Raw genomic sequence first — 23,908 nt, 5'->3', positions numbered from 1 at the left:
GAGTGACACCGATCGGTGGCACCGAGACCGACATCCGAGAGTTTCCGAGCCGGGGGAGGCGACTGTGCGGGATGCGATGACCGCTTCCGCGGCCGGTCCGACCCCGGGTGGGCGCTGGGCGGCAGGCATGGTGTCCGCGGCCGCCGAGGCGGGCACGCTCGCCGACCTGGTGGAGCCGTCCTCGCCTCTGGTGACGGTGCTGACCGCGGCCGGCCGCCGGTTCCTGCGTCCCCTGCACGTCGAGGTGGTCGGCCGACCCGGCGCGGGGCGCGACACGATGGCGCGCGCGCTGCGCGAACGGCTGTCCCTGATCTCGATCGGCCCGGGTGAGGGTGCGCGGGGCACGGCCGACGCCGACCTCTGGCTCCTCGTCCTCGCCGGTCTGCCCCGACGCGCGGACCACGAGTTGCTGGCGTCGTTGCCGTCCGACCGGGTCGTCGTCGTGTTGGGCAAGGCCGACACCTTCGGTGACTGGAACGCCGCGGCCGGGGTCGCGGCCACGTGTTCGACCCGGCTCGGCACGCCGGTGTACCCGGTCTCGCAGCTGCTCGCGTGTGCCGACCTCGATGCAGGCGACTTCGCGGCGTTGCGCGCGCTGGCCTCGGCCGGCGCCGAGATGCCGTCGATGGCCGGTCGGTTCCTCCTCGGGCGTCCCGGCTCCGACGAGAGGATGATGCGGCAGGCCCTGCTCCGACGCATCGACGCGTACGGAATCGACACCGCACTCGCTCTCATCGCCGCGGGCTCGTCGGCCGCCGACAGCGTGGACGCCCTGAACCGGGCTCTGCGCGACGCCAGCGGGATCACCGATCTGACCGATCCGATCGGCGCCCGGGTGGGCCGGGTGCGGCACTGGCGCGAGGTCGAGCTCCGCGCGGTACTCGAGGACGCCGCCGCGGGCGGGGTCGACCGGGAAGGCGCCGAGCGACTTCTCGCGGCTGCGGGAGCCGTCCCGTGACCACCGGCGCACTCGCTGCCGCGCGGGAGCTGACCGGCTTCGACGCAGGTCGCGTCGGGACGGGGTCGGGCGTGCTCGTCCTCGGCACCGAGGGGGTCGGCGTCCGGACCCTCGCCGACGCCTGTCGCGCGCTTGCCCCGGAACTCGACATCGCGGCCCGCTCGGACCCGGGAACGCCGCCCGGGGTGGCCCTCGTGGTCGTGGATCCGTCGTCGTCGGTGGGAGACGAGGAGCGGCTTCTGGTCGACCACGCCCGGGCACAGGTCGGGACCGTCGCTCTGGTGTGTACCAAGATCGACGCCTTCTGGGAGTGGCCGCGGATCGTGCGCGGGCACCGCAAGACCCTCGATCCGTTCGCGGCCCTGCCGATGTTCGGGGTGTCCGCGGCGGCTGCCCTCGGTGGTGCGGTCGACGAATCGGGTGTCGACGCACTCGTCGAATGGGTGCGCGACGCGGTCCGGGCGCCCGCCGCGGTTCGCCTCGAACGGGCTCGGGTCGCGGCCGGCCTGGGTGCCGTCGAGCACCTCGTCGGCGCGGATGCGTCCGCCTCGACCCCGGAGCGCACGGTCGACGACCTGCTGGCCGAGCGGCGCGCGTTGCTCGTCGCACGCGACCGCGGGCGCCTCGACCGGCTGGCCGCGGTCCGTGCCGGGCTGGTCCGCGCCCGGGCCGAGTCGTCGGCCGAACTCCAGTCGGGTGTTCGCTCGCTGGCCACGGCTGCCGTCGACGACGGGACGGCCACCGGCCCCGAGCACGGCGCCCGGTTGCGTGAGGGATGGGCCGGCCTCGCCGCGACGATCCAGCGCCTCGCCGACGAACGCGTCGACGAGGTACGGGCCACGGCGCTCGTCGGCCTGGACGCGGAGGCCACTCCGGCCGACCCGTGGTCCGCGGTCCCTCTGGACACCGGACGGCCGGGCCGTCGCCCGCGTCGCGGGAGTGCCGAGGACGCACTGCTCGTGATCATCGGCGCATCCACCGGATTGGGTGTGGGACGTCTGGTGGTCGCGCCGATGGCGTCGGTTCAGACCCTGCAGTGGTTCAGCATGCCCCTCACGCTGCTTCTCGGTGTGGCGGTCGCCGGATGGATCATCCGCGTACGGCGCGGGGCGCTCGACCGGGCCGAGCGGGCCACGCGGACCACCGAACTGCTCGCCGATGCGCGATCCGCGCTCGACCATCAGTTGGGTCTGCGGACCGCGGCGGCCGAGACGCGCATCGCCGGTCAGATCGCACGGGCCTACGAACGCCGCGCGCGGGAGGTGGCGCAGCGGGTCGCCGAGCTCGATGAGGAGATCCGTCGCGTGCGGTCCGGGGAGGCGTCCCGCGCGGACCGCACGCTCCGCGAGCGGGCGGCGGCCGTACGCACGGACCTCGCCAGCCGAGCCGAGCAACTCTGGGCGGAACAGGGCCGGGACGGTGGCGGGACGAGCCCGGCCGACGACCCGCACCCCGACGACCCGCACCCCGACGACCCGCACCCCGACGACCCGCACGACGACGCCATGACCGACGACCTGCACGACGACGGAAAGCTGTGACCACGATGGACCCGACATTCGACGACGACGTACCCGACACCGGGGCGGGGCGCGGCTCGTCCCTGTTCGACGCCGGGCTGTTCGACGATGCCGGGATCGATCCCCGCCCCGGGGTCGACTCGGTGGCAGCGCTGCACGAATCGCCCGCGTCCGACGACCTCGACGACCACCTGTGGATGCACGACGACGGCCGGATCTGGGACCTCGGCCCGGCAGAGGTCGACACCGACAACGACGGGATCAACGACTCCCTCACGCGAAACGGGCCGGACGGGTTTACCGTGTACACGGACAGCGATCGGGACGGGCAGGTCGACAAGATCACCGAGATCGGTGCCGACGGCGAGTTCCGTTCGGCAGTGCTCGACCCGGACACCGGCGAGTGGATCTCCGGCGGCTCGGGACGGATCGGCTGACACACAACCGGCGCCCGCGTCGGTAGCGTCGCACGCCGAGACCAGAGCGCGCGCGATCACCAGGGACTTTGGTCATCTGTCACCCGGGTGTGGCGTAGACCGCACCTGGTGAACCCCGTGACCTAGCGCCTGTTCGGTGTACGTATCCTTGACGACGAGACGACCTGACAGGTGGCCATTCCAAGCGGCCACCACCTCGGAGGAGGCCCCAACGATGACCGCAGCCACCATTCCCGGACTGGACCCGAGTAGCGCTCCGACGAAGCACGCGGGACTGCTGGCCTGGGTGGCCGAGGTCGCCGAGCTGACCCAGCCCGACCGGGTGGTGTGGTCTGACGGCAGCGACGAGGAGTGGGAGCGCCTCACGGCCGACCTCGTGAAGGCCGGCACCCTGGTCAAGCTGAACGAGGAGAAGAAGCCGAACTCCTTCCTCGCGAGCTCCGATCCCGCCGACGTGGCGCGCGTGGAGTCGCGGACCTACATCTGCTCGGAGGCCGAAGAGGACGCCGGGCCGACCAACAACTGGGTCGACCCCGCCGAGATGCGTTCCACGATGACCGAGCTCTACCGCGGCAGCATGCGCGGGCGCACGATGTTCGTCATCCCGTTCTGCATGGGCCCCCTCGACTCCGACGACCCCAAGCTGGGCGTCGAACTCACCGACTCCGAATACGTCGTGCTCTCGATGAAGATCATGACCCGCGTCGGCCCCCGCGTCCTGGAGATCCTGGGCGAGGACGGCTTCTTCGTGAAGGCGCTGCACTCCGTCGGCGCGCCGCTCGAGCCCGGCCAGGCCGATGTGCCGTGGCCCTGCAACACCGAGAAATACATCACCCACTTCCCGGAAACCCGCGAGATCTGGTCGTTCGGTTCGGGGTACGGCGGCAACGCCCTGCTCGGCAAGAAGTGCTACGCGCTGCGCATCGCCTCGGTAATCGCGCGTGACGAGGGCTGGATGGCCGAGCACATGCTGATCCTGAAGCTGACCAGCCCGGCGAACAAGGTCTACTACATCGCCGCGGCGTTCCCGAGTGCCTGCGGCAAGACCAACCTCGCGATGCTCCAGCCGACCATCCCCGGTTGGAAGGCCGAGACCGTGGGCGACGACATCGCCTGGATGCGCTTCGGCGCCGACGGTCGCCTCTACGCCATCAATCCCGAGTTCGGGTTCTTCGGCGTCGCACCGGGTACGAGCTACGCCTCGAACCCCAACGCGATGAAGACCATCGAGGCCGGTAACACCCTGTACACCAACGTCGCTCGCACCGACGACGGCGACATCTGGTGGGAGGACATCGACGGCGAGACGCCGGCGCACCTCACCGACTGGCTCGGCAACGACTGGACCCCGGAGTCCGATCACAAGGCGGCACACCCCAACTCGCGATACTGCACCCCGATCGCCCAGTGCCCGTCGCTGGCCGACGAGTGGGACGATCCGCAGGGCGTGCCGATCTCGGCGATCCTGTTCGGTGGCCGTCGCAAGACCACCGTGCCGCTGGTGACCGAGGCCCGCGACTGGCAGACCGGTGTCTTCATGGGCGCCACCGTCGGTTCCGAGCAGACCGCCGCGGCCGAGGGCAAGGTCGGCACCGTGCGCCGCGATCCGATGGCGATGCTGCCGTTCATGGGCTACCACGTCGGCGACTATCTGCAGCACTGGGTCAACATCGGCAAGAACGCCGACGAGTCGAAACTGCCGAAGGTCTTCTACGTCAACTGGTTCCGCCGCGGCGACGACAAGCGCTTCCTGTGGCCCGGATTCGGCGAGAACAGCCGCGTGCTGAAGTGGATCATCGAGCGCATCGAGGGTGAGGCCGAGGGCATCGAGACCCCCATCGGCATCGTCGCGAAGCCGGAGTCGATCGATGTCAGCGGCCTGGACGTACCCGCCGAGGACGTCGCGGAGGCTCTCGCGTTCAACCCCGACGAGTGGCGCGAGGAGATCCCGTCGATCGAGGAGCTCTTCGACTTCGTGGGTGAGAAGCTGCCGAGTTCGCTGCGCGATGAGCTGGACGCCCTGAAGCAGCGCCTGGCCTGACGCCGACCGAGTCCGAGACCGACGATGACGGATGGGTCAGAAGTGACGGTTGAGGTATCGTGCCCCTCATGAAACTACGTCTGTGGGGGGCCACGATCGTCGGAGCCTGCGTGCTGGGCCTGACCTCTCCGCTCGCAGTTCAGCCCGCTTCGGCCATACCGGCCTCAGGTGCGGGTGTGTCGGCGTTCTTCACCGATTCGACGACGATCGGTGACGGGTTGCCGACGGTCAACCGGATCGCCGGCCTCGACCGCACCGGCAACGGCAGCTACGTGATGATCTCCGAGGACGTCCTCCCGGCCCGGTTCTTCACCGCGAACATCGGCTACACCTCTGTCACGGCCGCCTTCACCGGTCGGCCGCGGATCAACGGTGGAGGCACGGTCCTCGGCCCCTGGTTCCTTCCCATGCTTCCCGGGCAGGCCCAGTTCGAGGGCATCCGCAAGACCGGTGGCGGTTACACGGTGGTCAGCGGCGGCAACCATCAGTTCATCCGGCAGATCGGTCCGATCGGTCAGGTACTCCGCGATCTGCCGCTGCCCGGTCATTGGCGACCGGCGTCGAAGTCGGGCGTGGTCGGCCGGCGCGGACTCACCGGTCTGGCCGTGGGGCCCCAGGGCCAGATCAGTGTCCTGACCGCCGGCGGGCTCCGCCAGGACGCGGCCCGGTCGGCCCGCCTGCTGACCTTCGGCAAGACGAACCGGGAGTTCGTCTACCGTCCTGACGCCAACAAGGTGGCCGCCGACGTCCTGGCGATCAACTCGACCGACTTCCTGGTCCTCGAACGCGGTCCGGGCACTCTCGCGAACATCTTCTGGACGACCACCCGGGGTGCCACCTCGGTGACGAACAAGAAGAAGCTGAGCGGGCGTGAGAAGTCGATGACCAAGCGGCGGATCTTCTCCACCACCGCGACGCCGCACCTGCTCACCGGCAACATCTCGGGTCTGGCATGGGGTAACTGGCACCCAGAGGATCCGTTCGCCAAGAACCGCACCCGCACCCTCATCGCGGTGTCGGAGAACGTGGGTTCTCCCAACCGGCTCCACTCGTTCGAGGTTCAGCTCCCGAAGTAGCAGTGCCGAACGTCACGGTCCTCAGGGTGGGGTCAGGGTTATACCCGATGGCCATATCGCCGAGGATTTGGCACGGTTGAGGGCATGACGACGACTGATGGGGCCGCCCGCGGCGACGGTGACGACGCGTTCGGGGCACCCAAGCATGCGGTGGCAGCCGGAGCCGACAACCTGTCCAAACGATATGGCGTCGGTGACACCGCCGTCGAAGCACTCAAGAGCGTCTCCATCTCGTTCCGGGAGGGGGAGTTCACCGCGATCATGGGACCGTCGGGCTCGGGAAAGTCGACGCTGATGCACTGCCTCGCGGGTCTCGACGTCGCGAGCGACGGCAAGGTCTACATCGGCGACACCGATCTGACCGCATTGTCCGACAAGGCGATGACGATGCTCCGCCGCGACCGGATCGGCTTCGTCTTCCAGGCGTTCAACCTGGTACCGACGCTGACCGCGAAGGAGAACATCACCCTTCCCGTCGACATCGCCGGACGCACCGTCGACACCGAGTGGTTCGACGCGGTCGTCGCCCGGCTCGGCATCACCGACCGGCTTGGTCACCTGCCCAGTGAGTTGTCCGGTGGCCAGCAGCAGCGTGTGGCCTGCGCCCGCGCGCTGATCGGCAAGCCGTCGATCATCTTCGGCGACGAACCCACCGGCAACCTCGACTCCCGGTCCTCGGGCGAGGTGTTGTCGATCCTGCGCGCGGCGACCGACGAGTTCGGACAGACCGTCGTGATCGTGACGCACGATCCCCGCGCCGCGTCGTACGCCGACCGGGTCGTGTTCCTCGCCGACGGTCAGATCGTGCAGGAGCTCAGTCGCCCGACCGCCGACGACGTCTTCGAGGTCATGAAGAATCTCGACAACGTCCCGTCCGCCCCAGCCGAACCCGCCTCCGTGTCGTCGGACGCCGCCGAGACCACCGGGGCACACTGAGCCGTGGCCTCCTCCTCGGTGATGCGCAGGGTTTCGCTCCGAAATCTGCGCGCGCACAAACTCCGGCTTTTCCTGACCCTCTTCTCGATCGTCCTCGGCACCTCGTTCGTGGCGGGTTCGATCGTCTTCACCGGCTCCATCTCCAAGGCGTTCAACGACATCTTCGACAGCGCCGCGCAGGGCGTGGCCGTCCAGGTGACGCCCGCCGACCCGCAGTCACCCGGCGTGCCGAACACCGTGGTCGACGAGTTGCGTGCGCAGCGCGGCGAACTCGGTGTCGACAAGCTCGTCGTCAACAACAACGGGCTCGTCACGGTCGCCGGCTCCGACGGCAAGGCCATCCAGACGGGCGGCGCACCGAGCGTCGGCACCACCTACATCCCGCCCGCCGAGGCCCTCTCGCCCGCGGACTCGGCGATCCTCCCGGGTGGCCGCGCGCCGACGAACTCCGGTGAGATCGTCCTCAACACCTCCGCCGCCGACGCGGCCGGGCTGAAGGTCGGATCGAAGACCAAGGTTGTTGTGGGGCAGGGCAACTCCGCGCCGCTGGACGTGACCGTGGTGGGTCTGATCGACCTGCCCAGTTCGACGGGCGGTTACGTGAACGCCCAGTTCGACGCCGCGACGTCGTCTCGCCTGTTCACCGACGGCCAGCACGTCGGTGTGGTGGACATGTCTGCGGTGCAGGGTGTCTCGCCCACGCAGCTGCAGGACCGGGTCATCGCGAAGCTCGGCGCCGCTGCCGATCTCTACGACGTCCGCACCGGCGATCAGGTCCGCGCGGACCAGAAGGAACAGGTCAACGAGTTCCTGCAGATCTTCCAGTACATCCTGCTGGCCTTCGCCGCGATCGGTCTCGTGGTCGGCACCTTCATCATCTACAACACCTTCTCGATGATCGTCGCTCAGCGGAACCGTGAGTTCGCCCTGTTGCGGGCGGTCGGGGCGAGCCGTCGCCAGGTGTCCCGATCGGTGTTGTTCGAGGCGTTCGTCGTCGGTGTTCTCGGCGGCGTACTCGGTCTCGCCATCGGTATCGGTCTGGCGGCCGGACTCAAGGCGCTGACCAGTGCGACCTCGGGTCTGCCGTCGGGTGAGCTGGCCGTGGGGCCGAGCGCGATCATCGCGGGCATCCTGGTCGGCGTCGTGGTGACGATGATCAGCGCGTACGTGCCCGCGGCACGTGCCGCGCGGGTCCCACCGGTCGAAGCGATGCGCGCATCCGCCGCCGAGGGGTCGGCGTCGTTGCGCAAACGCACGATCGTCGGCGCGGTCATCGGTGTGGCATCGATCGCGGCGATCGTCGTCGGTGCGATGGGTGAGGGTGCGGGTCCGGCCGTCACCGTCGGCGCCGGTGCGGCGGGTGCCGTGCTGGCCGCGGTGCTCGTCGGCCCGGCCCTGGCGCGCCCGTTCGTCAGCGTTCTCGGGCGCGTGATCGGTGCGCCCTTCGGGATGATCGGGCGTCTGGCACGGACCAACGCGGTCCGTAACCCGCGTCGCTCCGCGGCCACGGCGTTCGCGCTGACGTTGGGACTCATGCTGGTCGCCATCATCGGCACCCTCGGGCAGTCGTTCAAGGGCACGGTCGACGACGCCGTCGACTCGGGTATCACCGCCGACTACATCGTGGCGGGCACCAACCAGTCGCCGCTACCGCCCGCGGTGACCGACGCGATCGACGGTGTGCCCGGGGTGGCCGAAGTGGTCTCGTTCGGGATCGTCCAGGCCAAGGTCGACGGCAAGGCGGTGACCGGTTTCTCCGCGCTGGGCGGACCGCTGAACAGCGTGACCGTGATGGACATGCAGGACGGCGCGTCGTCGGAACTGCCTGCCGACGGAATGCTCATCAGCGAGCGCACCAGCAAGTCGAACGGATGGAAGCGCGGTGACGTGCTGACGTTCACCTCGGCGACCGGCGCGCAGGTCCAGGTACCCATCGCCGGGATCTACGCCGACAACGAGGCACTCCAGCCGTGGGTGGTGGGTCCCGAGGTCTACGACACGCTGGTGCCGCCGTTCGCGAGGGTCAACGTCACCCTGTTCGTGACGGCCGCGCCCGGTACCGACCTCGACACGCTGCGTACGGGACTCGAGGACGCGACCGCGCAGTACCTGACCGTGCAGATCCAGGACCGGGACCAGTTCAAGGGGCAGATCTCCTCGCAGATCGACCAGATGCTCGGGACGCTGTACGCGATGCTCGGCCTGGCACTGCTGATCGCGGTGCTCGGCATCATCAACACGCTCGCGTTGTCGGTGGTCGAGCGCAAACGCGAGATCGGGATGCTGCGCGCGATCGGCATGGTCCGCGCCCAGGTCCGTCGATCGATCTACCTCGAGTCGGTCCTCATCTCGATCTTCGGTGCCGTGCTCGGCGTGATCCTCGGGACGGTCATCGGCGTGGCCCTGGTCCGCACACTGGCGGAGTGGGGTCTGGGGGCGCCCGTCATCCCGTGGTCGCTGATCGTCATCACGCTGGTCGCGTCAGCTGTGGTCGGCGTGCTGGCCGCGCTGTGGCCCGCGGTTCGGGCCGCGCGCACCGGGCCGTTGGAGGCGATCGCCGACATCTGATGGCGGGTCTCGTCCTCAGCGCGTTCTTCGCCGGCTCACGGCCGGCGTCGCGCGTCCACGGCTCGGGTCGGGAAGCGGGATGACAGAATCGACCGCATGACCCGACCACCTGAGGGCGACCCCAACGATCCGCGGAATCATCCACCGGAGACCCGGCAGTTCGATCCCGACTACGATCCGTCGGCCCCGCCGTCGCAGGCGTACACCGAGCAGCCGTCGGGTCAGCCCTACCCGGGCCCGTACACCGAGCCGCACCCAGGGCCGGCGCCGACGGGTGCCCACCCCCAGTACGTCGATCCCCAGTACGCCGACCCCCGGTACCCCGACCCCCAGTACACGGGGGGATCGCCCTACGCGGCGTCGCCCTACGACGCCCCACATGGTGAGGAGCCTCCCCGGGGGTCGGGCTCGAAGGGCCGCACGATCGGCCTCGCGCTCGTCACGCTGATCGCGGTGGTCGTGCTCGGTCTGGTGGTCGCACTGATCGTGCGCGGCGGAGACGACGATGGCGGCACCACAGCGGCCTCGTCGTCGACGACGGAGTCGAGCGAACCGACGACGTCCACGTTGACGACCGAAGAGACCACCACGACGACCGAGGAGACCACGTCGGCCCCGCCGACGACGCCGCGGTCGGGAACCGTCACCTACCAGCTGACCGGAAGCGGGGACGTCGTCGCGTTGAGTTTCCGGCGTGGACCCGGGTCGCCGACGGTGATCCCGGCGACGGGGTCACCCTGGTCGCAGCGCGTGAATCTCGAGGGATCGCGTGCCAGCATGTCCGCGATCGTCGTACGCGGACCGGTGACCTGCAGCATCCTCGTCGACGGTGAGCAGCTGGCCACCGCGACCAGCCAGGGCGGCACGCTCAACTGCAACGCCGACCTCGCCGCCGAGTAGATCTGGGCGCACCCGGATTCACGGGCTCTCTCAGCGTTTGCGCAGCACGAGGACCAGATTGGTCCCGAGCACCTCGCGCAGCCCCGGGATGCGCATCACCCACCACATCCAGCGGGGGATGTAACGGGGAAACGCCGCGAGGAGTTCGGCTCCGCCGTCCGTCGTCGCCGACCGGGCCCAGCGCAGCCCGTCCGTGGCGTGCACGGCGAACAGTGACGTCCCGAAGAGGTTCTTCGGCGGGTGGCCGTGGCGGCGGGTGTACATCCGCGCCGCGCGATGCCCGCCGAGGTAATGCGTCAGGCCCATCTCGTGACCGCCGAACGGCCCCCACCAGAGTGTGTAGCTGACGATGACCACACCACCCGGCCGGGTCACCCGGAGCATCTCGTCGGCCATCTCCCACGGCGTCGGTGTGTGCTCCACGACGTTCGACGACACGCACACGTCGACGCAGCCGTCGGCAAAGGGCAGCGCCTGGCCGGATCCGCGTACCGAACCGCGGTGTTCCAACCCGCCGGCGTGCATCTCCGCGGGGTCGGGTTCGACGGACATGTAGTGGGCCCCGCGCGCGCGGAAGGCGTCTGCGAAGTATCCGGGACCGCCGCCCACATCGAGGATGACTGCCTCGTCGAGGTCGGGGACGAACGCCGCGACCATGTCCGCGGTGTCGGCGGCCAGCGCCCCGTAGAAGCGGGCCGGGTCGGTCTGCTCGTATCGGAAGTCGGCGAGGAGACCGGCGGCGCGTCGGAGGGTGGCCAGTCGCGCCATCGCGGATCGTCCGGAACGGGCTGAGTCTGAGGTCGCCATCGTCGGCACACTCTAGCCGGGCCCCGTGGGCGCCGGATATCTGCTCCGGCGGTGCGGGTCGGTAGGCTGACGGACGATGCACGTACCCTCTGACGTCCTGCTCCTGTGCTGGCGGGACACCGGCCACCCGCAGGGCGGTGGCAGTGAGACCTACCTGGAACGCGTCGGTGCCGAGTTGGCCCGCCGCGGCGCACGCGTCACCTTTCTCACGTCCGGATATCGCGGGGCAGCCCGTGACGAGGTCCGCGACGGCATGCGCTTCGTCCGCGCCGGTGGTCGGATCAGCGTGTACCCGGTCATGCTCGCGACGATCCTCGCCGGGCGTATCGGCCTCGGCCCGCTCGCGGGGCGCGGTCCCGATGTGGTCGTCGACACCCAGAACGGCGTCCCCTTCTTCTCGGCGCTCGTCTCCGCCGCGCCCACCGTCGTACTCGTCCACCACTGCCATCGGGAGCAGTGGCCGGTCGCCGGGCGGTTGCTCGGGCGGGTGGGATGGTTCATCGAGTCTCGGGTCTCGCCCCGGGTGCATCGCCGGAACCGGTACGTGACGGTGTCGGCGCCGTCGAAGTCCGAGCTCGTCGACCTCGGGGTGGACGCCGACCGGATCTCGGTCGTGCGCAACGGCGTCGACCCGCTTCCGGCAGACATCGGCACGCCCGCCGCCGAGTCGGGGCAGGTGCGTCTCTGTGTCCTGTCGCGGCTGGTTCCGCACAAACAGGTCGAGGACGCTCTCACCGTGGTGGCTCGCCTTCGTCGAGAAGGGGTCGATGCCCGGCTCGACGTCATCGGTGGCGGCTGGTGGTCTGATGAATTGCGGACCGCGGCAGCCGAACTCGGCGTCACGGAGGTTGTCCGCTTTCACGGTCACGTCGACGAGCGACGCAAACACGAACTCCTCGCGGGTGCGCGCGTCCACTTGATGCCGTCCCGCAAAGAGGGATGGGGACTCGCGGTGGTGGAGGCGGCGCAACACGGCGTCCCGACCATCGGTTATCGGAGCGCGGCCGGACTCACCGACTCCATCGACGACGGCGACACCGGTCTGCTCGTCGACGGTGTGGACGAACTCGCCAGCGCGACAAGGAAACTGATCGACAACCCGGACGAGACGCGCCGACTCGGCCGCAACGCCCGCATCAAGGCGAGCCGGTACTCGTGGTCGGCGACGTGCGACGGCTTCCTCGAGGTGTTCGACGCCGTGCGGTCACCGCGCTCGCGACACCGCTGACAAGGCCCGCGAGCAGCACCACCGCCCACACCAGATGGGCGCCCGTCGCCACGGCCCGTTCGAGGGAACCGGCCGATCGGTCCCGGGGGCCGTCCACCTGGTACAGCCGTAGATTCGCGGATTCGACGGCGAGCCGGCTGTTCGCGGCGAGTTCCGCAGGCGTCGAGCCGTTCTCGACGAGCACCCAACCGACGCCGAGCTCGGCGAGCGCCCCGGGGTCGCCCCCGCCCGCGAGGACACCGGAGACGGCGGCGGCATGCTCACCGGGCGGGTCGACGACCTCGCCGTCGACGGTCAGCGTCCCCGACTCCACGACCGGGGCGCGCAACATCCGCGCCGCCGGATCGAGCGCAGGCCCGGACGCGAAGTCGTAGCGGCGCACCGTGTCCGGCGGCCACAGCGCCACCGATCCCTGATCGGGTGGCACCGCCCGAACCACGTCCTGCCAGTCGTCCGGGTACTCCACGGCGCGAACCGATCCACCGACCCCCCAGGCCAGGTCGGGAAGCGGTGCGACGACCAGCAGGGTGACCGCCGCCAGCGCGAAACCCGCGGGCACGCGGCGCCGGGCGGCGACAGCGGCGGCTGCCACCGCAACGGCCACGGCGGGGACGAGCAGGACCGAGAACTTCTGGGCATCGCGCAGGAGACCACCGCCGCCGATGTGCTCGACGACGAACCCCGTCGCCGTCCGCGCGGGTCCGAGGGTGCTGACGATCAACAGGAGCGTGGTTCCCGCGGCGAGCAACGTGAGCGATCGGACCATCGGGTCCAGATGGGCGCGCCGCCGCCACAGATGGACGGCTCCGACGGCGACGACGAGCAGCAGGCACGTCGTCGCGACCGCGGCCCAGCCGATGGTGCGGCTCGCGGGGACGGCGTCGGCGTTCCAGATCCCGCCGAGCGACAGGACGGTACCCACCGGTCCGAGCCACGGCTCGGACCGCAGGCCGAAAGCCTCGACCCCGGTCGCCGTCGACGTGGTTGCCGCATCGCTCATCACACCGGTGACCACCCAGGGAAGCGTGGTGAGGACCCACAGTGTCATCGCGGCGAGGACACGTCGGGTACCCGGCCGGGTGGTGCACAGCGCCACCACGAGGACGATGCCCGCGAGGACGGACCCGGTCGGCGTGAGACCCGCGACCGCCAGCAGGCCGCCCAACATCAGCGGGCCGGCGACACCTGCCCGCTCGTGCAGATCCATGCACGCGACGATGACCCAACCGAGGGCGGCACAGCTCACCAGCAGGCTCCAGTGACCTTGCAGGAGCCGTTCGGCGACATAGGGATTCCACACGGACACGAGCGCGGCGGCCACCGCGCCGGTCCGGCCGGCTCCCGGGACGAGACGGGCCGCGAGACGTCCGTAGCCGACCCCGGTGCAGACCAGTGCGGCCGACAGGAGCACGAGCACGACGACCCCGCCGTCGACGACCGTGGATGTCATCGCGAGGAACCAGTCCTGTGGCACCGCGCGGGGCGGCAGGTCGCCGATGCCCAGTGTGGTGTCGGTGACGTGGGTGCGCGGCGTGGAGACCGCATCGCGGTAGAGCAGGTGGCGCGGCCCCGCACCGATGAGCCCCGGCAGGAGGGGCGCCAGGATCGCGACGGTCGCACCGATGCTCGTCGCGTACAGCACCGGCAACAGCCGTCGGGTGGTCACGGCGCGGGAGCCGATCAGAAGTGGTGGGTGTCCGACGGCGGAGGCGCGTGCACCGGGTCGTCGTCGTAATCCGACTCGGTGATGCCGTACGCCCGCGCGAGATCGAGGATCTTGGTCGCACGCGCGATACGCGGCAGATCGGAGCCGTTCCGGATCTCACCCCCGTCACGCTCGAACTCCGCGAAGAACTCACGCGCCCAGGTGATCTCGTCCTGCGACGGAGAAAGGCCCTCGTTGACCTGTGCGCACTGGCCGGGCGTGAGGCAGATCTTGCCGGTCATGCCGAACTCGGCGCTGACGGCGGTGGCCTCACTCAGTTTCAGTGCGCTCGATCCGACCGTCGGGCCGTCGATCGCGCTGGGCAGATGGGCGGCCTTGGCGGCGATGGTGAATCGCGAACGTGCGTAGGCGAGGGTCTGCGGATTCTCCCCGAAGCCGGTGTCCCGACGGAAGTCCCCGATCCCGAACGCGAGCCGGAAAGTGCCCTTCGTCGCGGCGATCTCGCTGATGCGTTCCAGTCCGCGCGCAGTCTCGACGAGCGCGACGATCGGCAGGCCGGGCAGTCGCTTGGCGGTCTCGGTGACGTGATCGACCGATTCGACCATCGCGAGCATGATCCCGCCGACGGCGGTCCCGGCGAGCGCCTCGAGATCGTCGGCCCACCAGGGGGTGCCGAAACCGTTGACGCGTACCCACTCACCGGCGCCGGGACCTTCCCCGTCCTTGGGTCCGATCCAGCGCACCACGTTGTCGCGGGCCTCGACCTTGTCCTTGGGAGCGACCGCGTCCTCGATGTCCAGCACGATGATGTCGGCACGCGAGCGCGAAGCGGACTCGAACTTGGCGTAGTGGGCGCCGTTCACCAGCAGCCAGCTGCGCGCCAGCACCGGGTCGATTCGCGAACCGACATCGGTCGACTCGGCATCGTAGGTGGGATTGTCGTCGTACATCAGGGTCTCTCGGTCTGGAGGGCTCTCGGACTGGGTGGACAGCAGCCTTCCCATCGTTGCCTACCGACGACGGCCGGTGCAAAGCGCCTCACGTCCGATCGGCACACTTGGACCATGCAGCAGACGCGCCGGACGACGGGCACGGTGGGTGCCGTCGGATCGGTGGCGGTGGGGTCCATGGTCGCCAACGTCTGCATGTACGTGGTGCACCTCACGGCCAGTGCGCATTTCCTCGACGTCAGCGAGTACGGCCGGTTCGCGGTGCTGCTGTCGGCGATGCTGGTCCTCGGCGTGCCTGCGATGGCGCTGCAGAACGTCGTCGCCCGTGAGGTCGTCCTGGGCCGGGACGAACACCGGCTCCGGCGGCTCGGACTCCTGAGCACCTTCTGGGTGGTAGGACTCACGGTCGTCGCGACGCCGCTCGTGGCCGCCCTCCTGCGCACCGAGGTGGGCACGACCGCGGCCGCGCTGGCATCCGCCCCGCTGCTCGCCCTGGTCGCCGCGGGACAGGGTCTGCTCCAGGGGCGCGGTGAATTCCGCGTGCTGGCGTGGGTTCTCGCCGCGGTCGGCGTGCTGCGTTCGGCACCCATCGTCGGGGCGTTCGCCGCCGGTGCCGGTCCCGCGGGCGGATTGTGGGCCGGCACGGTCGGGACCGGGATCGCGGCGGCGGTCGTCTGGCTGGTGGTGTGGTCGGTCACCGGGCAGGCGCGCGCGGCCGGTCGACCCGGGGTGGTCGGGGTGCTCAGCGTGGCCCGCGCGTCACAGGTCCAGCTGGTCCTGATCGTCGCGTCGTCGGTCGATCTGCTGCTGTCGCCCCAGGTGCTCGACTCCGTGGACGTCGGGGTGTATGCCCTGGGAGCCATCGCGACCAAGGTCGCGTTCTGGTTGCCGCAGGCGATCGGCGTCGTGTTCTATCCGCGGCTCGCCGACCCGGCCCGGTCGCGGGCCTCGCTCCGGCAGGCCGTGACCGTCGTGGCCGGTATCGGAGTGGCCCTCACCGTGCTGGCCGGGGGTGCGGGCCCGGTGGTTCCGCTCGTGTTCGGCGACGGCTACGACGAACTCGTCCCGATCCTCTGGCTGTTCGCCTACATCGGTGCCGCGCTCGCCGTCCTCCAGGTGGTGCTGTTGTCGGCGATCGCACGCGACCGGACGCGCGTCGCACTCCTCACCTGGGTGGTGGTCGCGGTCGAGGTGCTGCTGATCCTCACGGTCACCGGTTCCATCGTGGCGGTCGCCGCGACCGCGGCGGCGGCCGTCACCCTCGCCGCCCTGGGGACGTGGGCGGTCGCGCGCTGAGCGTGGCCCTTCGTGGCTCGCTGCGCTCGCACCTCAGGGAGCGAGAAGCGCGAGTGGCTCACCGTCCACGGTCCCTGAGGTGCGAGGAGCGCAAGCGACGAGCCTCGAAGGGCGCCCGACCCCGACCCGGCACGTTGCCGACTGCCCGAAGTTTCGGCAGTGTTGTGTCATGAGCGACAACGAGAACACACATGTCACTGTCGAACGAACCATCGAGGCACCCGTCGACGCGGTGTTCGATGTCCTCTCCAATCCCGAGCGGCACCAGGCGCTCGACGGATCGGGATTCATCCGCGGCGTCGACCACGCCGACCGCATCCAGCAAGTCGGCGACGTGTTCACCATGAACATGGCCGGCGACCACATGGGCGGCGACTACAAGACCGACAACCACGTCACCGGTTACGCCAAGGACAAGCTGCTGGCGTGGAAGACCGCACCCGCGGGCACCGAGCCTCCCGGATGGGAATGGCTGTGGGAGCTGGAAGCCCAGGGCCCCAACGAGACCCTGGTCCGCCACACCTACGACTGGTCGAAGGTCACCGACAAGAAGCTGCTCGAAAAGGTGAAGTTCCCACTCGTCACCGAACACCAGCTGAACGACACCCTCGGCCGGCTCGCCGCAGAAGCGTCTTCCTGATCGCAGGCCGGTGAACCGACCGGCCGCGATTCCGACGAAGAGGCATCACCCCGCTGATTGACAACGTGCCGTTGTCGGCGAGGGTGGTGCCTCTTCGTCGCTCCCGGCGCCGTCACATCCGGCCCGCTCGCTTCGCTCCCGGCGCCGTCACATCCGGCCCGCTCGCTTCGCTCCCGGCGCCGGGCCCCGGATCATGAGCATCCCGACGATCAACGCCGCAATCCCCAGAACCGCGGTCCCGATCGGGACCAGGCGTCCCCAGATGAGGATGGGTTTCGCGAGATCCGCTGCCAGGTCGGACATCTCGGCCTGGGTGGTGTCGTCGTAGGTGAACGTGGCACGCATGTGCGGGAGCTCGAAATCGGTCGGGACGCCGGGAGTGCCGTCGGGGAAGCGGTACACCTCGTCGACCGTGATCGTGGCATCCACGATCGTGCCGGTCTGCGGGTCGACGGCCAGGTCCCACGACGCCCGGTGATGCAGCGTGGCGGTCAGCGGACGCCCGGACGGGCCGTCCACGCCGAACCACGAAGCGGGCCGGGTGATCGACACGTAGGTGCCGACGGGCCGGCCGAGTGCCTCTCGCGCGAGATCGGTGTCCGGGATCTCGGCACGGAACCGCGCCACGTCACGACCCCGCACCTCGGTGTCGCCGGTGTGGACCAGCGGCACGGTCGTCCGGGTGATGGCGTCGAAGTACTCGGTGTCGTTCGAACCCGTGTCGAATGGCAGCAGATACGTGAAACCTCGCCGGTCCGGTACCAGGACGGCAGCCTGGTCGCTGTCGTACTGGATCTCCGACGCCCCCCGCGCGGCGAGGCGCGGCAGGGCGTTCTTCCGGTCGAGCGTCACCCGATCCTTGATGGCACTGACGGTGGCGTCGTTGCAGGGTTGCCCGGCGCCGGTGGCGTCGCTGCCCGGCCGCGGATCACCGGGCTCCACCTCGCGGTCGTCGACGCGCAGGGTCCGGGCCTGGATCGACGTGCCCGCCTGCACCGTCACCCGGTGTTCGTCGGACGGTTGCACCGCGACGACGCGCTGCTGGCGCACGAGGTCGGCGTCGAGTGTGCGGGCCGAACGGGTCTCGAGCGAGCACCGATCGAAGATCGTCGCGTCCTCGGCGGTGGCGACGGTGGTGAAGTCGGTGCTGAGCGGGACCGTGCGGAAATTCCCGACCAGCAGAGTCGGCAAGGCGATGGTCACCGCCAGCAGAAAGCTGCCCAGGAAGATCAGCGTCGGGCCGAGGAGGTCCGCGGTCGACCAGCGGCGTGGGTGCGACGCGTGCTCCGGCACGGGACCGATGGACGACGAAGACATGGTGGCGAGGGTACGCAACGGGCCCCGGCTACCCTGTGAGCAGCATGACCAGCACCGACTCCGCCCGACCCGCCGACGCTGCCGTCCCCGCCACCGCGAGACGGTTCTACCCGCAGCTCGAGGGCATGCGGGCGATCGCGGCGATCGGGGTGTTGACCACGCACGTCGCCTTCCAGACACGTGCGGTCGAGATCGGCATCCTCGGGCCCGTGCTCGGCCGCCTCGACCTCGCGGTCGCGCTGTTCTTCGCCCTCTCCGGATTCCTCCTGTGGCGACCCTGGGTCGACGCCGCGCACCACGGCTCCGGACACCCGTCGGTACCGCGGTATCTCCGCCATCGGGTCGTCCGGATCTGGCCCGCCTACCTCGTGGTCGTGGTCCTGGTGATCCTGCTGCTGCCCGAAGCCCAAGGTGCCGGCCTCGAGGTGTGGCTGGCCAATCTGACTCTGACGCAGGTCTTCATCCCGCTGACCCTCACCGCCGGTCTCACCCAGATGTGGAGCCTCTCGGTCGAGATCGCCTTCTACGCGCTCCTCCCCGTCCTCGGTTTCGCCTTGCTCCGGTTGCGCGGAACCCGTGTGACGGCGCGCATCCCGGCGCTCGCGGCCCTGGCTCTGCTGAGCCTCGGCTGGGCGTGGGTGGGCACCGCACTGCCGGTGGCCGAAGGGGTCGAGACCAAGAACTGGGTCTTCGGGCACCTGCCGTGGTTCATCGCGGGTCTCGTCCTGGCCGAGATCGCCGGTGTCCTCGACCGCGATGCGGACATCGATCGTGCGCCCCGGGGACGCTGGACGGCGCTGACGATCCGCGTGAGCGCGAACCGCCCGCTGATGTTCGCCGTATTCGTCGGTGCCTACGGTCTGGCGTGCACCCGTCTCGCCGGACCGACAGGCCTCGGCGAGGTGACCGAGATAGAGTTCGCGACCAAGATGGTGCTCGGCGCACTGTGCGGGTACGCGCTCCTCGCGCCGCTCGTCTGCAACCCGGGCCCCTTCCGGGTCCTCACCTCGCGCGTGATGCTGGCCCTCGGCCGATGGTCGTACGGCATCTTCATCTGGCACGTGGCGGTTCTCGCCGTGGTGTTCCCGCTGTTCGGCATCGTGCCGTTCAACGGCAACACCCTACTGGTGTTGACGATCACGCTCGGCCTGTCCGTCGGAATCGCCGCGGCCGGTTACGCATTCATCGAGGAGCCGGCCCGAAACTGGTTGCGCAGCCGCGAGGATCGTCGACGAATGCGTTCGAGCGCCGAGGAGCCCGGGTCCGCGGCGACGCGCGCGTCTCCGTCGGAGGCGGCGGACGTCTCGTCGAGCGACGACCAGAACGTGAGCCACGACGCCGTCGACACCGCGAGCAGAGCCGGCAGCTGAACCCACCACTCGAACCCGTGGTAACCGCCGGAGGCGTGCCACGGGCCGGCGGCGAGTGCGATGGTCGCCGCCATCATCGTCACGAACACGGCTGTGACACCGACCTTCTGCCTCACCCCGGCGGTGATGCCGACGACGGCGAGCCCCGTCGCCAACCCCCACCATCCCGACAGCAGCCACGTGCCCGCCACGATCGACAGACCGGCCGCGATCAGCGTGCCGCGTCCCGGCGGCGCCGACCTCGACATCGAGACCTGATGCACAGCGGTGCGTCGGCGTCCCGGCGGCCACCAGGCGACCACGAGCAGCAACACCATCACCACGAGGCCGATGGACAGCGCCCAACGGTAGAGGGAGTCGAACCGGTAGGTGAGTTCGATCGTTCCCGTCGTCCCGGCCGGCACCACCCAGCCCTGCTGCCAGCCGTTGACGACGACCGGACGCAACTCACGTCCGTCGTGTCGTGCGATCCATCCGGGATTGGTGCTCTCCGGCACCGTCAGCACGCGCTCCGGGCCGGACCCGACCTCCACCGACCTATGGGCCGCAGACCATTCGGTCACCGAGGGAGTCGTGGTGACCGCCGGTGCGACCGGCGCCCCGTCGACCAGTGACAGGGCGTCGACGGTGAACGCCTCGCCCGGGTTGACCGACACCTCCTGTCGACCCGCGGGGAGCGCGAGTTTGGCTGCGCCACAGGCACGTCCGACCACGGGTTGGCCGGCCCGCAGTGCGGCGGCCGTCGTCCGCGCCGACATCCGGATCACCTGACCGGCCGCGGTGACACCGATCCCGTCGTCGCACCCGATCTCGACGATCCGGTCGTCCACTCGATTGTCGGTGTCCTCGGTGGTGCCGCGCCCGGCAGGCGCCGGGGACACCTCGACCTCGGCGATTCCCGGCGGTGCGGGGCTGGCGAAACCCAGACTGTTGACGTCGATGAGGTCCGTCTGGGCGAGCAGGGTGATCTCGATGCGGTCGGTGACCGCGGGGTCCAGCCGTACGACACCGTCTTCGCCGATCTCTCGGATCTGCTCACCGGTGCCGAGGTCGACGGCCACCTCGGTGGGGGCCGCGGGATATGAACGGGGAGCGACGATTTTCACCGACTCCACCTGCTGAGCGGCCGGCAGCCGCAGGGTGAGGGTGGGACTGTTCTCGTCGGTCTCCTTGCCGTCCGTGCCGGTCCTGTCCCTGCCGGCCTGGTCCGGGATCTCTGGTGCGGTCCACGACGTCCCGGGGTCGCCGTCGACCGCCGCGCCCGGACCGCCACGCGGATCGGTGACGGGCCGCGGGCCCGTCGCGACGATGCCGTCGTCGACGGCGAGGAGCCGGTCGAGGGCGTCACCGGGCCGCGGCCGGAGGATCACGGTGGGCGACACGGTGACATCGGAAGGGACGGACAGCGCCCGCCCGAAGACCGACGGTGTCTCCGGCGACAGGCCGAGACCCGGTGCGCACCGGACCATCTCGCGCGCCGGATCGGAGACGCACGAGGCGCGGCCGGTGAGTTCTTGAAACAGCAGCCACTGCGCGACCGGGGTGCCCGCCTCGAGCTCGGGAAGCGACACGCGATGGCGGATGGGCAGCGGTGTCGAGGTCCGCAGGTCCGACACCGAGACCTCGCCCAGCGCGAACTGGTTGCCGGCCGTGCCGTCGTCGGTGCGGAGGGCGCGGATCTGCACCCACCGGGTCGGGCCGCTCGGCGCGGTCACCGTCATCGGTTCGCCCGGACGTAATCCGGAGACGACGGTGCTCCCCGCCTCGGTGGTGATCAGCGCGCTGGTGACGTCGGGGCCGAGTGCCTTCGCCGTGGTGAGCGTCACCGCCAGGTCGGTCTTGGGCGTCGTGAACCCGAGGCGCATCCACCGGCCGACCGCGCTTTCCAGGCCGCCGCTGACCCACGCGGTCTGGGGATTGCCGTCGAACGCTGCGGCCGCGGAGTTGGCGGCCGAGGTCTGCCCGGGTTGCACCGCATCCGCCGCCGAACCCGACGTCGACACCTCGACCTCACCGCTCTCGTTGTCCAGCAGCCACTCTCCGTGAACCAGTGGCTGTCCGTCGACGGGATAGTCGGCTGCGGCGTTCTGGGTCCGACGCGGGTCCGTGGCGGTGCGGATCGCTGAACTGTGGTCGTCCACGCGCCCGAAGTCGGTCTCCCGATCGCCGGGCGTATCGGTGACGATCAGCGGGCCGCCGGTGATGCCCGCGCGACGGGCGTCGGCGTCGAGCAACACCGGTCCCAGCGGCGGAAGGCCCTGTCGCGCACGGACCTCGTCGAGTTCGGCGACGGCCTCGGGACCGCCTGCCACACGGGGGAGTTCGTCGCGGTCGATCAGCACGGGGCCGGTGCCGGGACGCCCCGATCTCGGTGGTGCGTCGACGGCGAAGATCTGCACGGCGGGCATGGCGGGACGAAGCCCGTTGTCCCGCACCACACCCCGAACGGTCGACGGTTCGATCTCGGGTCCGAACACGGCCACCCGCCGGAGTCCGGGCGACTCGTCGAGTGCCTGCTGGGCGAGCAGGGGTCGAGCGGAGCGTGAGGTCTCGGGATCCAGGTCCGCACGCAACACCACGTATCCGATGCCCTGCTGGGTGAGAGTCGCGGCGAGGCCCGGAGAACCTCGCCCCGAGGCGATCTCGCGCTGCACGGCGTCGAGCGCACGGATCGCCCCCGGCGGCGTGAGCGGGATGGCGTCGCGGACCGCCCACGGTGTGTCGGCCAGCGGTTGCAGGGGTTCGTCGCGGGTGAGTCCCCACAGCTGATCGGCGAACGGGGCACCCGGCACCACCAGCGCACGGGAGGCGGGAGCGCCATCGTCGGTGTCGGTGTCGGTGTCGGTGTCGTGCCGGCTGTGCTCGGCCAGCCAGTCCGCGGTCTGCTGCCAGTGGCGGGGGATGGCCGTGTAGGTGCCGCCCGGCGCGAGCTGGCCGGTCCACATCAGTGATCCGGCTCCGATGACGGCGACGAGCAGCACGATCGTCGCCGCCACCGGCCGCGAACGCTGTGGTTGGGCGAAGGCCGACAATGTCTGTCGCACACTCGCGGTGCCGGGCAAGGGAACCCGCGCCAACAGGTGGGCGATGCCGAGCACCAGCGGTATGCGGATGAGCGGTTCGAATTTGTGGATGTTGCGCAGTGGTGCGCCGGAGCCGTCGAGGAAGACGCGGATCTGCTCGGCGATCGGTGACCCGAGTCCGCCCGCGTAGCCCACGCACATCACGAGGAGGCCGACACCGAGAATGCTCATCAGGCGACCGCGAAACGGCATGGAACGCATGCACAGCCCGGCGAGCCCGGCGGCGGCGATCGTCCCCGTCGCGAGGACCGCGGCCGGCTGGGTGACGAGCACCGCCCCGGCGACGCGCTCCGGTGAGACGAACGGCGTCCACGAGCTCGCGCCGCGGAGCACCTCGGTGAGCGAAGTCCACTGGGTGGTCACCCGCGATGACTCGATGTAGTCGAGGAACGGTGGACTGACCCGGGACAGGATCAGCAGCGGCACGACCCACCAGGCGCAGGCGAGGGTCAGGCCGGCCGCGGTCCAAGCGCCGAATCGCCACCAGCGGCGGTCGCGCGGACTGTGCAGTAGCCACCACAGGGCGGCGACGCCGAGGGCCGCCAGCGTTGCGACGGCGTTGACGGCTCCCATCAGTGCGACCGCGGCCGCCGCACGTGCGGCCTCACGCCAGAGCGGCGGATCGTCGTCGGCGCCGCGCGTGTCCAGTGCGCGCACCACCGGCACGAGCACCCACGGTGCCAGCATCATCGGCAACGTCTCCGACGAGATGGACCCGAGCGTGGTGAGCACCCTCGGACTCAGCACGAAGACGGTGGCCGCGATGACCCGTGAAGCAGGCGAGCCGAGTCGCAACGCCTCCGCGAGCCGCACGATCCCGACGAACCCCACCGTGAGCAGCAGTGCCCACCACAGGCGTTGCACGATCCATGGCGGGATGGACAGGAGGTCGCCGGCGGCGAAGAACGCGCCGTGCGGGAAGAAGTAGCCGTACGCCTGGTTCTGCACCTGTCCCATGGGCGCGTCGGGCGTCCACAGGTGCGCGGCACGTGCCAGGAAGCCGAGTGGATCGGCGGTGAGGTCGAGCTTGGTGTCGGCGGAGATCCGCCCCGGGGACTGCAACAGGCACACGATCAAGGCGATCGCTGCGACGACCCCGACATGTCGACGACCGA

16 protein-coding genes and 1 pseudogene are annotated in these 23,908 nt (G+C 70.1%); 12 read left to right on the top strand and 5 right to left on the bottom strand.

What is annotated here, in order from left to right:
* The first annotated feature begins 76 nt into the window (after nucleotides 1-76).
* The 8 genes from ACSUZC_RS21610 to ACSUZC_RS21575 all read left to right on the top strand — a co-directional run bounded on the left by ACSUZC_RS21610 (nucleotide 77) and on the right by ACSUZC_RS21575 (nucleotide 10,436).
* Nucleotides 77-958 (top strand): hypothetical protein, encoded by an 882-nt coding sequence (locus tag ACSUZC_RS21610; RefSeq protein WP_439030493.1) that lies wholly within the window; start codon nucleotides 77-79, stop codon nucleotides 956-958.
* Nucleotides 955-2,499: a hypothetical protein gene (locus ACSUZC_RS21605; protein ID WP_439030492.1), complete on the top strand. Its 1,545-nt coding sequence runs from the start codon at nucleotides 955-957 to the stop codon at nucleotides 2,497-2,499. The genes ACSUZC_RS21610 and ACSUZC_RS21605 overlap by 4 nt, the downstream gene beginning before the upstream one ends.
* A gap of 5 nt (nucleotides 2,500-2,504) precedes the next feature.
* Nucleotides 2,505-2,915 carry a DUF6802 family protein gene (locus ACSUZC_RS21600; protein WP_439033200.1) on the top strand — a complete coding sequence of 137 codons (411 nt, stop codon included), beginning with the start codon at nucleotides 2,505-2,507 and terminating at the stop codon, nucleotides 2,913-2,915.
* A gap of 214 nt (nucleotides 2,916-3,129) precedes the next feature.
* Entirely contained in the window at nucleotides 3,130-4,956 is a 1,827-nt protein-coding gene (locus ACSUZC_RS21595) for a phosphoenolpyruvate carboxykinase (GTP) (protein ID WP_439030491.1), read from the top strand.
* 68 nt (nucleotides 4,957-5,024) lie between these two features.
* Nucleotides 5,025-6,032: an esterase-like activity of phytase family protein gene (locus ACSUZC_RS21590; protein WP_439030490.1), complete on the top strand. Its 1,008-nt coding sequence runs from the start codon at nucleotides 5,025-5,027 to the stop codon at nucleotides 6,030-6,032.
* Between the two features lie 84 nt (nucleotides 6,033-6,116).
* Nucleotides 6,117-6,968 (top strand): ABC transporter ATP-binding protein, encoded by an 852-nt coding sequence (locus tag ACSUZC_RS21585; protein ID WP_439030489.1) that lies wholly within the window; start codon nucleotides 6,117-6,119, stop codon nucleotides 6,966-6,968.
* A 21-nt stretch (nucleotides 6,969-6,989) separates the two neighbouring features.
* A complete protein-coding gene (locus ACSUZC_RS21580; protein ID WP_439033199.1) occupies nucleotides 6,990-9,536 on the top strand; it encodes an ABC transporter permease in 2,547 nt (848 codons plus the stop codon).
* A gap of 96 nt (nucleotides 9,537-9,632) precedes the next feature.
* Nucleotides 9,633-10,436 (top strand): hypothetical protein, encoded by an 804-nt coding sequence (locus tag ACSUZC_RS21575; RefSeq protein WP_439030488.1) that lies wholly within the window; start codon nucleotides 9,633-9,635, stop codon nucleotides 10,434-10,436.
* Nucleotides 10,437-10,466: 30 nt separating this feature from the next.
* Here ACSUZC_RS21575 and ACSUZC_RS21570 read toward each other — a convergent pair whose 3' ends face one another.
* Entirely contained in the window at nucleotides 10,467-11,204 is a 738-nt protein-coding gene (locus ACSUZC_RS21570) for a class I SAM-dependent methyltransferase (RefSeq protein WP_439033198.1), read from the bottom strand.
* A gap of 115 nt (nucleotides 11,205-11,319) precedes the next feature.
* Here ACSUZC_RS21570 and ACSUZC_RS21565 point away from each other — a divergent pair, with 115 nt between their 5' ends.
* Entirely contained in the window at nucleotides 11,320-12,471 is a 1,152-nt protein-coding gene (locus ACSUZC_RS21565) for a glycosyltransferase family 4 protein (RefSeq protein WP_439030487.1), read from the top strand.
* On the opposite strand, the gene ACSUZC_RS21560 is transcribed toward ACSUZC_RS21565, so the two are convergent.
* Together ACSUZC_RS21560 and ACSUZC_RS21555 are read right to left on the bottom strand one after the other, a co-directional pair.
* Nucleotides 12,380-14,137 carry a hypothetical protein gene (locus tag ACSUZC_RS21560; protein ID WP_439030486.1) on the bottom strand — a complete coding sequence of 586 codons (1,758 nt, stop codon included), beginning with the start codon at nucleotides 14,135-14,137 and terminating at the stop codon, nucleotides 12,380-12,382. The two genes, ACSUZC_RS21565 and ACSUZC_RS21560, sit on opposite strands and share 92 nt — an antisense overlap.
* 14 nt (nucleotides 14,138-14,151) lie before the next feature.
* Entirely contained in the window at nucleotides 14,152-15,087 is a 936-nt protein-coding gene (locus ACSUZC_RS21555) for an HpcH/HpaI aldolase/citrate lyase family protein (RefSeq protein WP_439030485.1), read from the bottom strand.
* A 114-nt stretch (nucleotides 15,088-15,201) separates the two neighbouring features.
* Here ACSUZC_RS21555 and ACSUZC_RS21550 point away from each other — a divergent pair, with 114 nt between their 5' ends.
* Nucleotides 15,202-16,383, top strand: coding sequence for a lipopolysaccharide biosynthesis protein (locus ACSUZC_RS21550; protein ID WP_439030484.1), 1,182 nt, complete (start codon nucleotides 15,202-15,204; stop codon nucleotides 16,381-16,383).
* Between the two features lie 169 nt (nucleotides 16,384-16,552).
* On the top strand, nucleotides 16,553-17,023 hold the full coding sequence (locus tag ACSUZC_RS21545; RefSeq protein WP_238423142.1) for an SRPBCC family protein: 471 nt from the start codon (nucleotides 16,553-16,555) through the stop codon (nucleotides 17,021-17,023).
* A 147-nt stretch (nucleotides 17,024-17,170) separates the two neighbouring features.
* On the opposite strand, the gene ACSUZC_RS21540 is transcribed toward ACSUZC_RS21545, so the two are convergent.
* A complete protein-coding gene (locus tag ACSUZC_RS21540; RefSeq protein ID WP_439030483.1) occupies nucleotides 17,171-18,340 on the bottom strand; it encodes a DUF3068 domain-containing protein in 1,170 nt (389 codons plus the stop codon).
* Nucleotides 18,341-18,384: 44 nt separating this feature from the next.
* On the opposite strand from ACSUZC_RS21540, the pseudogene ACSUZC_RS21535 reads away from it, so the two are divergent.
* Nucleotides 18,385-19,582: pseudogene (locus tag ACSUZC_RS21535) on the top strand (acyltransferase family protein); the annotation flags it as partial.
* On the opposite strand, the gene ACSUZC_RS21530 reads toward ACSUZC_RS21535, so the two are convergent.
* Nucleotides 19,515-23,864, bottom strand: a complete 4,350-nt coding sequence (locus ACSUZC_RS21530; protein WP_439030482.1) for a DUF3367 domain-containing protein — start codon at nucleotides 23,862-23,864, stop codon at nucleotides 19,515-19,517. The pseudogene ACSUZC_RS21535 and the gene ACSUZC_RS21530 overlap by 68 nt on opposite strands.
* Nucleotides 23,865-23,908: the final 44 nt, after the last annotated feature.

Origin of the sequence: Gordonia terrae (genome assembly GCF_051789125.1) — a bacterium.
GTDB lineage: Bacteria > Actinomycetota > Actinomycetes > Mycobacteriales > Mycobacteriaceae > Gordonia > Gordonia terrae_A.
The sequence above is the reverse complement of the archived record's forward strand: the minus strand, read 5'-3'. Positions and strand labels throughout refer to the sequence as shown.

Bases quoted from the DNA above. Each gene is read 5' to 3' on its own strand.
- ACSUZC_RS21575 (WP_439030488.1), top strand. From the start codon at position 9,633: ATGACCCGACCACCTGAGGGCGACCCCAACGATCCGCGGAATCATCCA.
- ACSUZC_RS21555 (WP_439030485.1), bottom strand. From the start codon at position 15,087: ATGTACGACGACAATCCCACCTACGATGCCGAGTCGACCGATGTCGGT.
- ACSUZC_RS21580 (WP_439033199.1), top strand. From the start codon at position 6,990: ATGCGCAGGGTTTCGCTCCGAAATCTGCGCGCGCACAAACTCCGGCTT.
- ACSUZC_RS21540 (WP_439030483.1), bottom strand. From the start codon at position 18,340: ATGTCTTCGTCGTCCATCGGTCCCGTGCCGGAGCACGCGTCGCACCCA.
- ACSUZC_RS21600 (WP_439033200.1), top strand. From the start codon at position 2,505: ATGGACCCGACATTCGACGACGACGTACCCGACACCGGGGCGGGGCGC.
- ACSUZC_RS21585 (WP_439030489.1), top strand. From the start codon at position 6,117: ATGACGACGACTGATGGGGCCGCCCGCGGCGACGGTGACGACGCGTTC.
- ACSUZC_RS21610 (WP_439030493.1), top strand. From the start codon at position 77: ATGACCGCTTCCGCGGCCGGTCCGACCCCGGGTGGGCGCTGGGCGGCA.
- ACSUZC_RS21590 (WP_439030490.1), top strand. From the start codon at position 5,025: ATGAAACTACGTCTGTGGGGGGCCACGATCGTCGGAGCCTGCGTGCTG.
- ACSUZC_RS21595 (WP_439030491.1), top strand. From the start codon at position 3,130: ATGACCGCAGCCACCATTCCCGGACTGGACCCGAGTAGCGCTCCGACG.
- ACSUZC_RS21565 (WP_439030487.1), top strand. From the start codon at position 11,320: ATGCACGTACCCTCTGACGTCCTGCTCCTGTGCTGGCGGGACACCGGC.
- ACSUZC_RS21545 (WP_238423142.1), top strand. From the start codon at position 16,553: ATGAGCGACAACGAGAACACACATGTCACTGTCGAACGAACCATCGAG.
- ACSUZC_RS21550 (WP_439030484.1), top strand. From the start codon at position 15,202: ATGCAGCAGACGCGCCGGACGACGGGCACGGTGGGTGCCGTCGGATCG.
- ACSUZC_RS21570 (WP_439033198.1), bottom strand. From the start codon at position 11,204: ATGGCGCGACTGGCCACCCTCCGACGCGCCGCCGGTCTCCTCGCCGAC.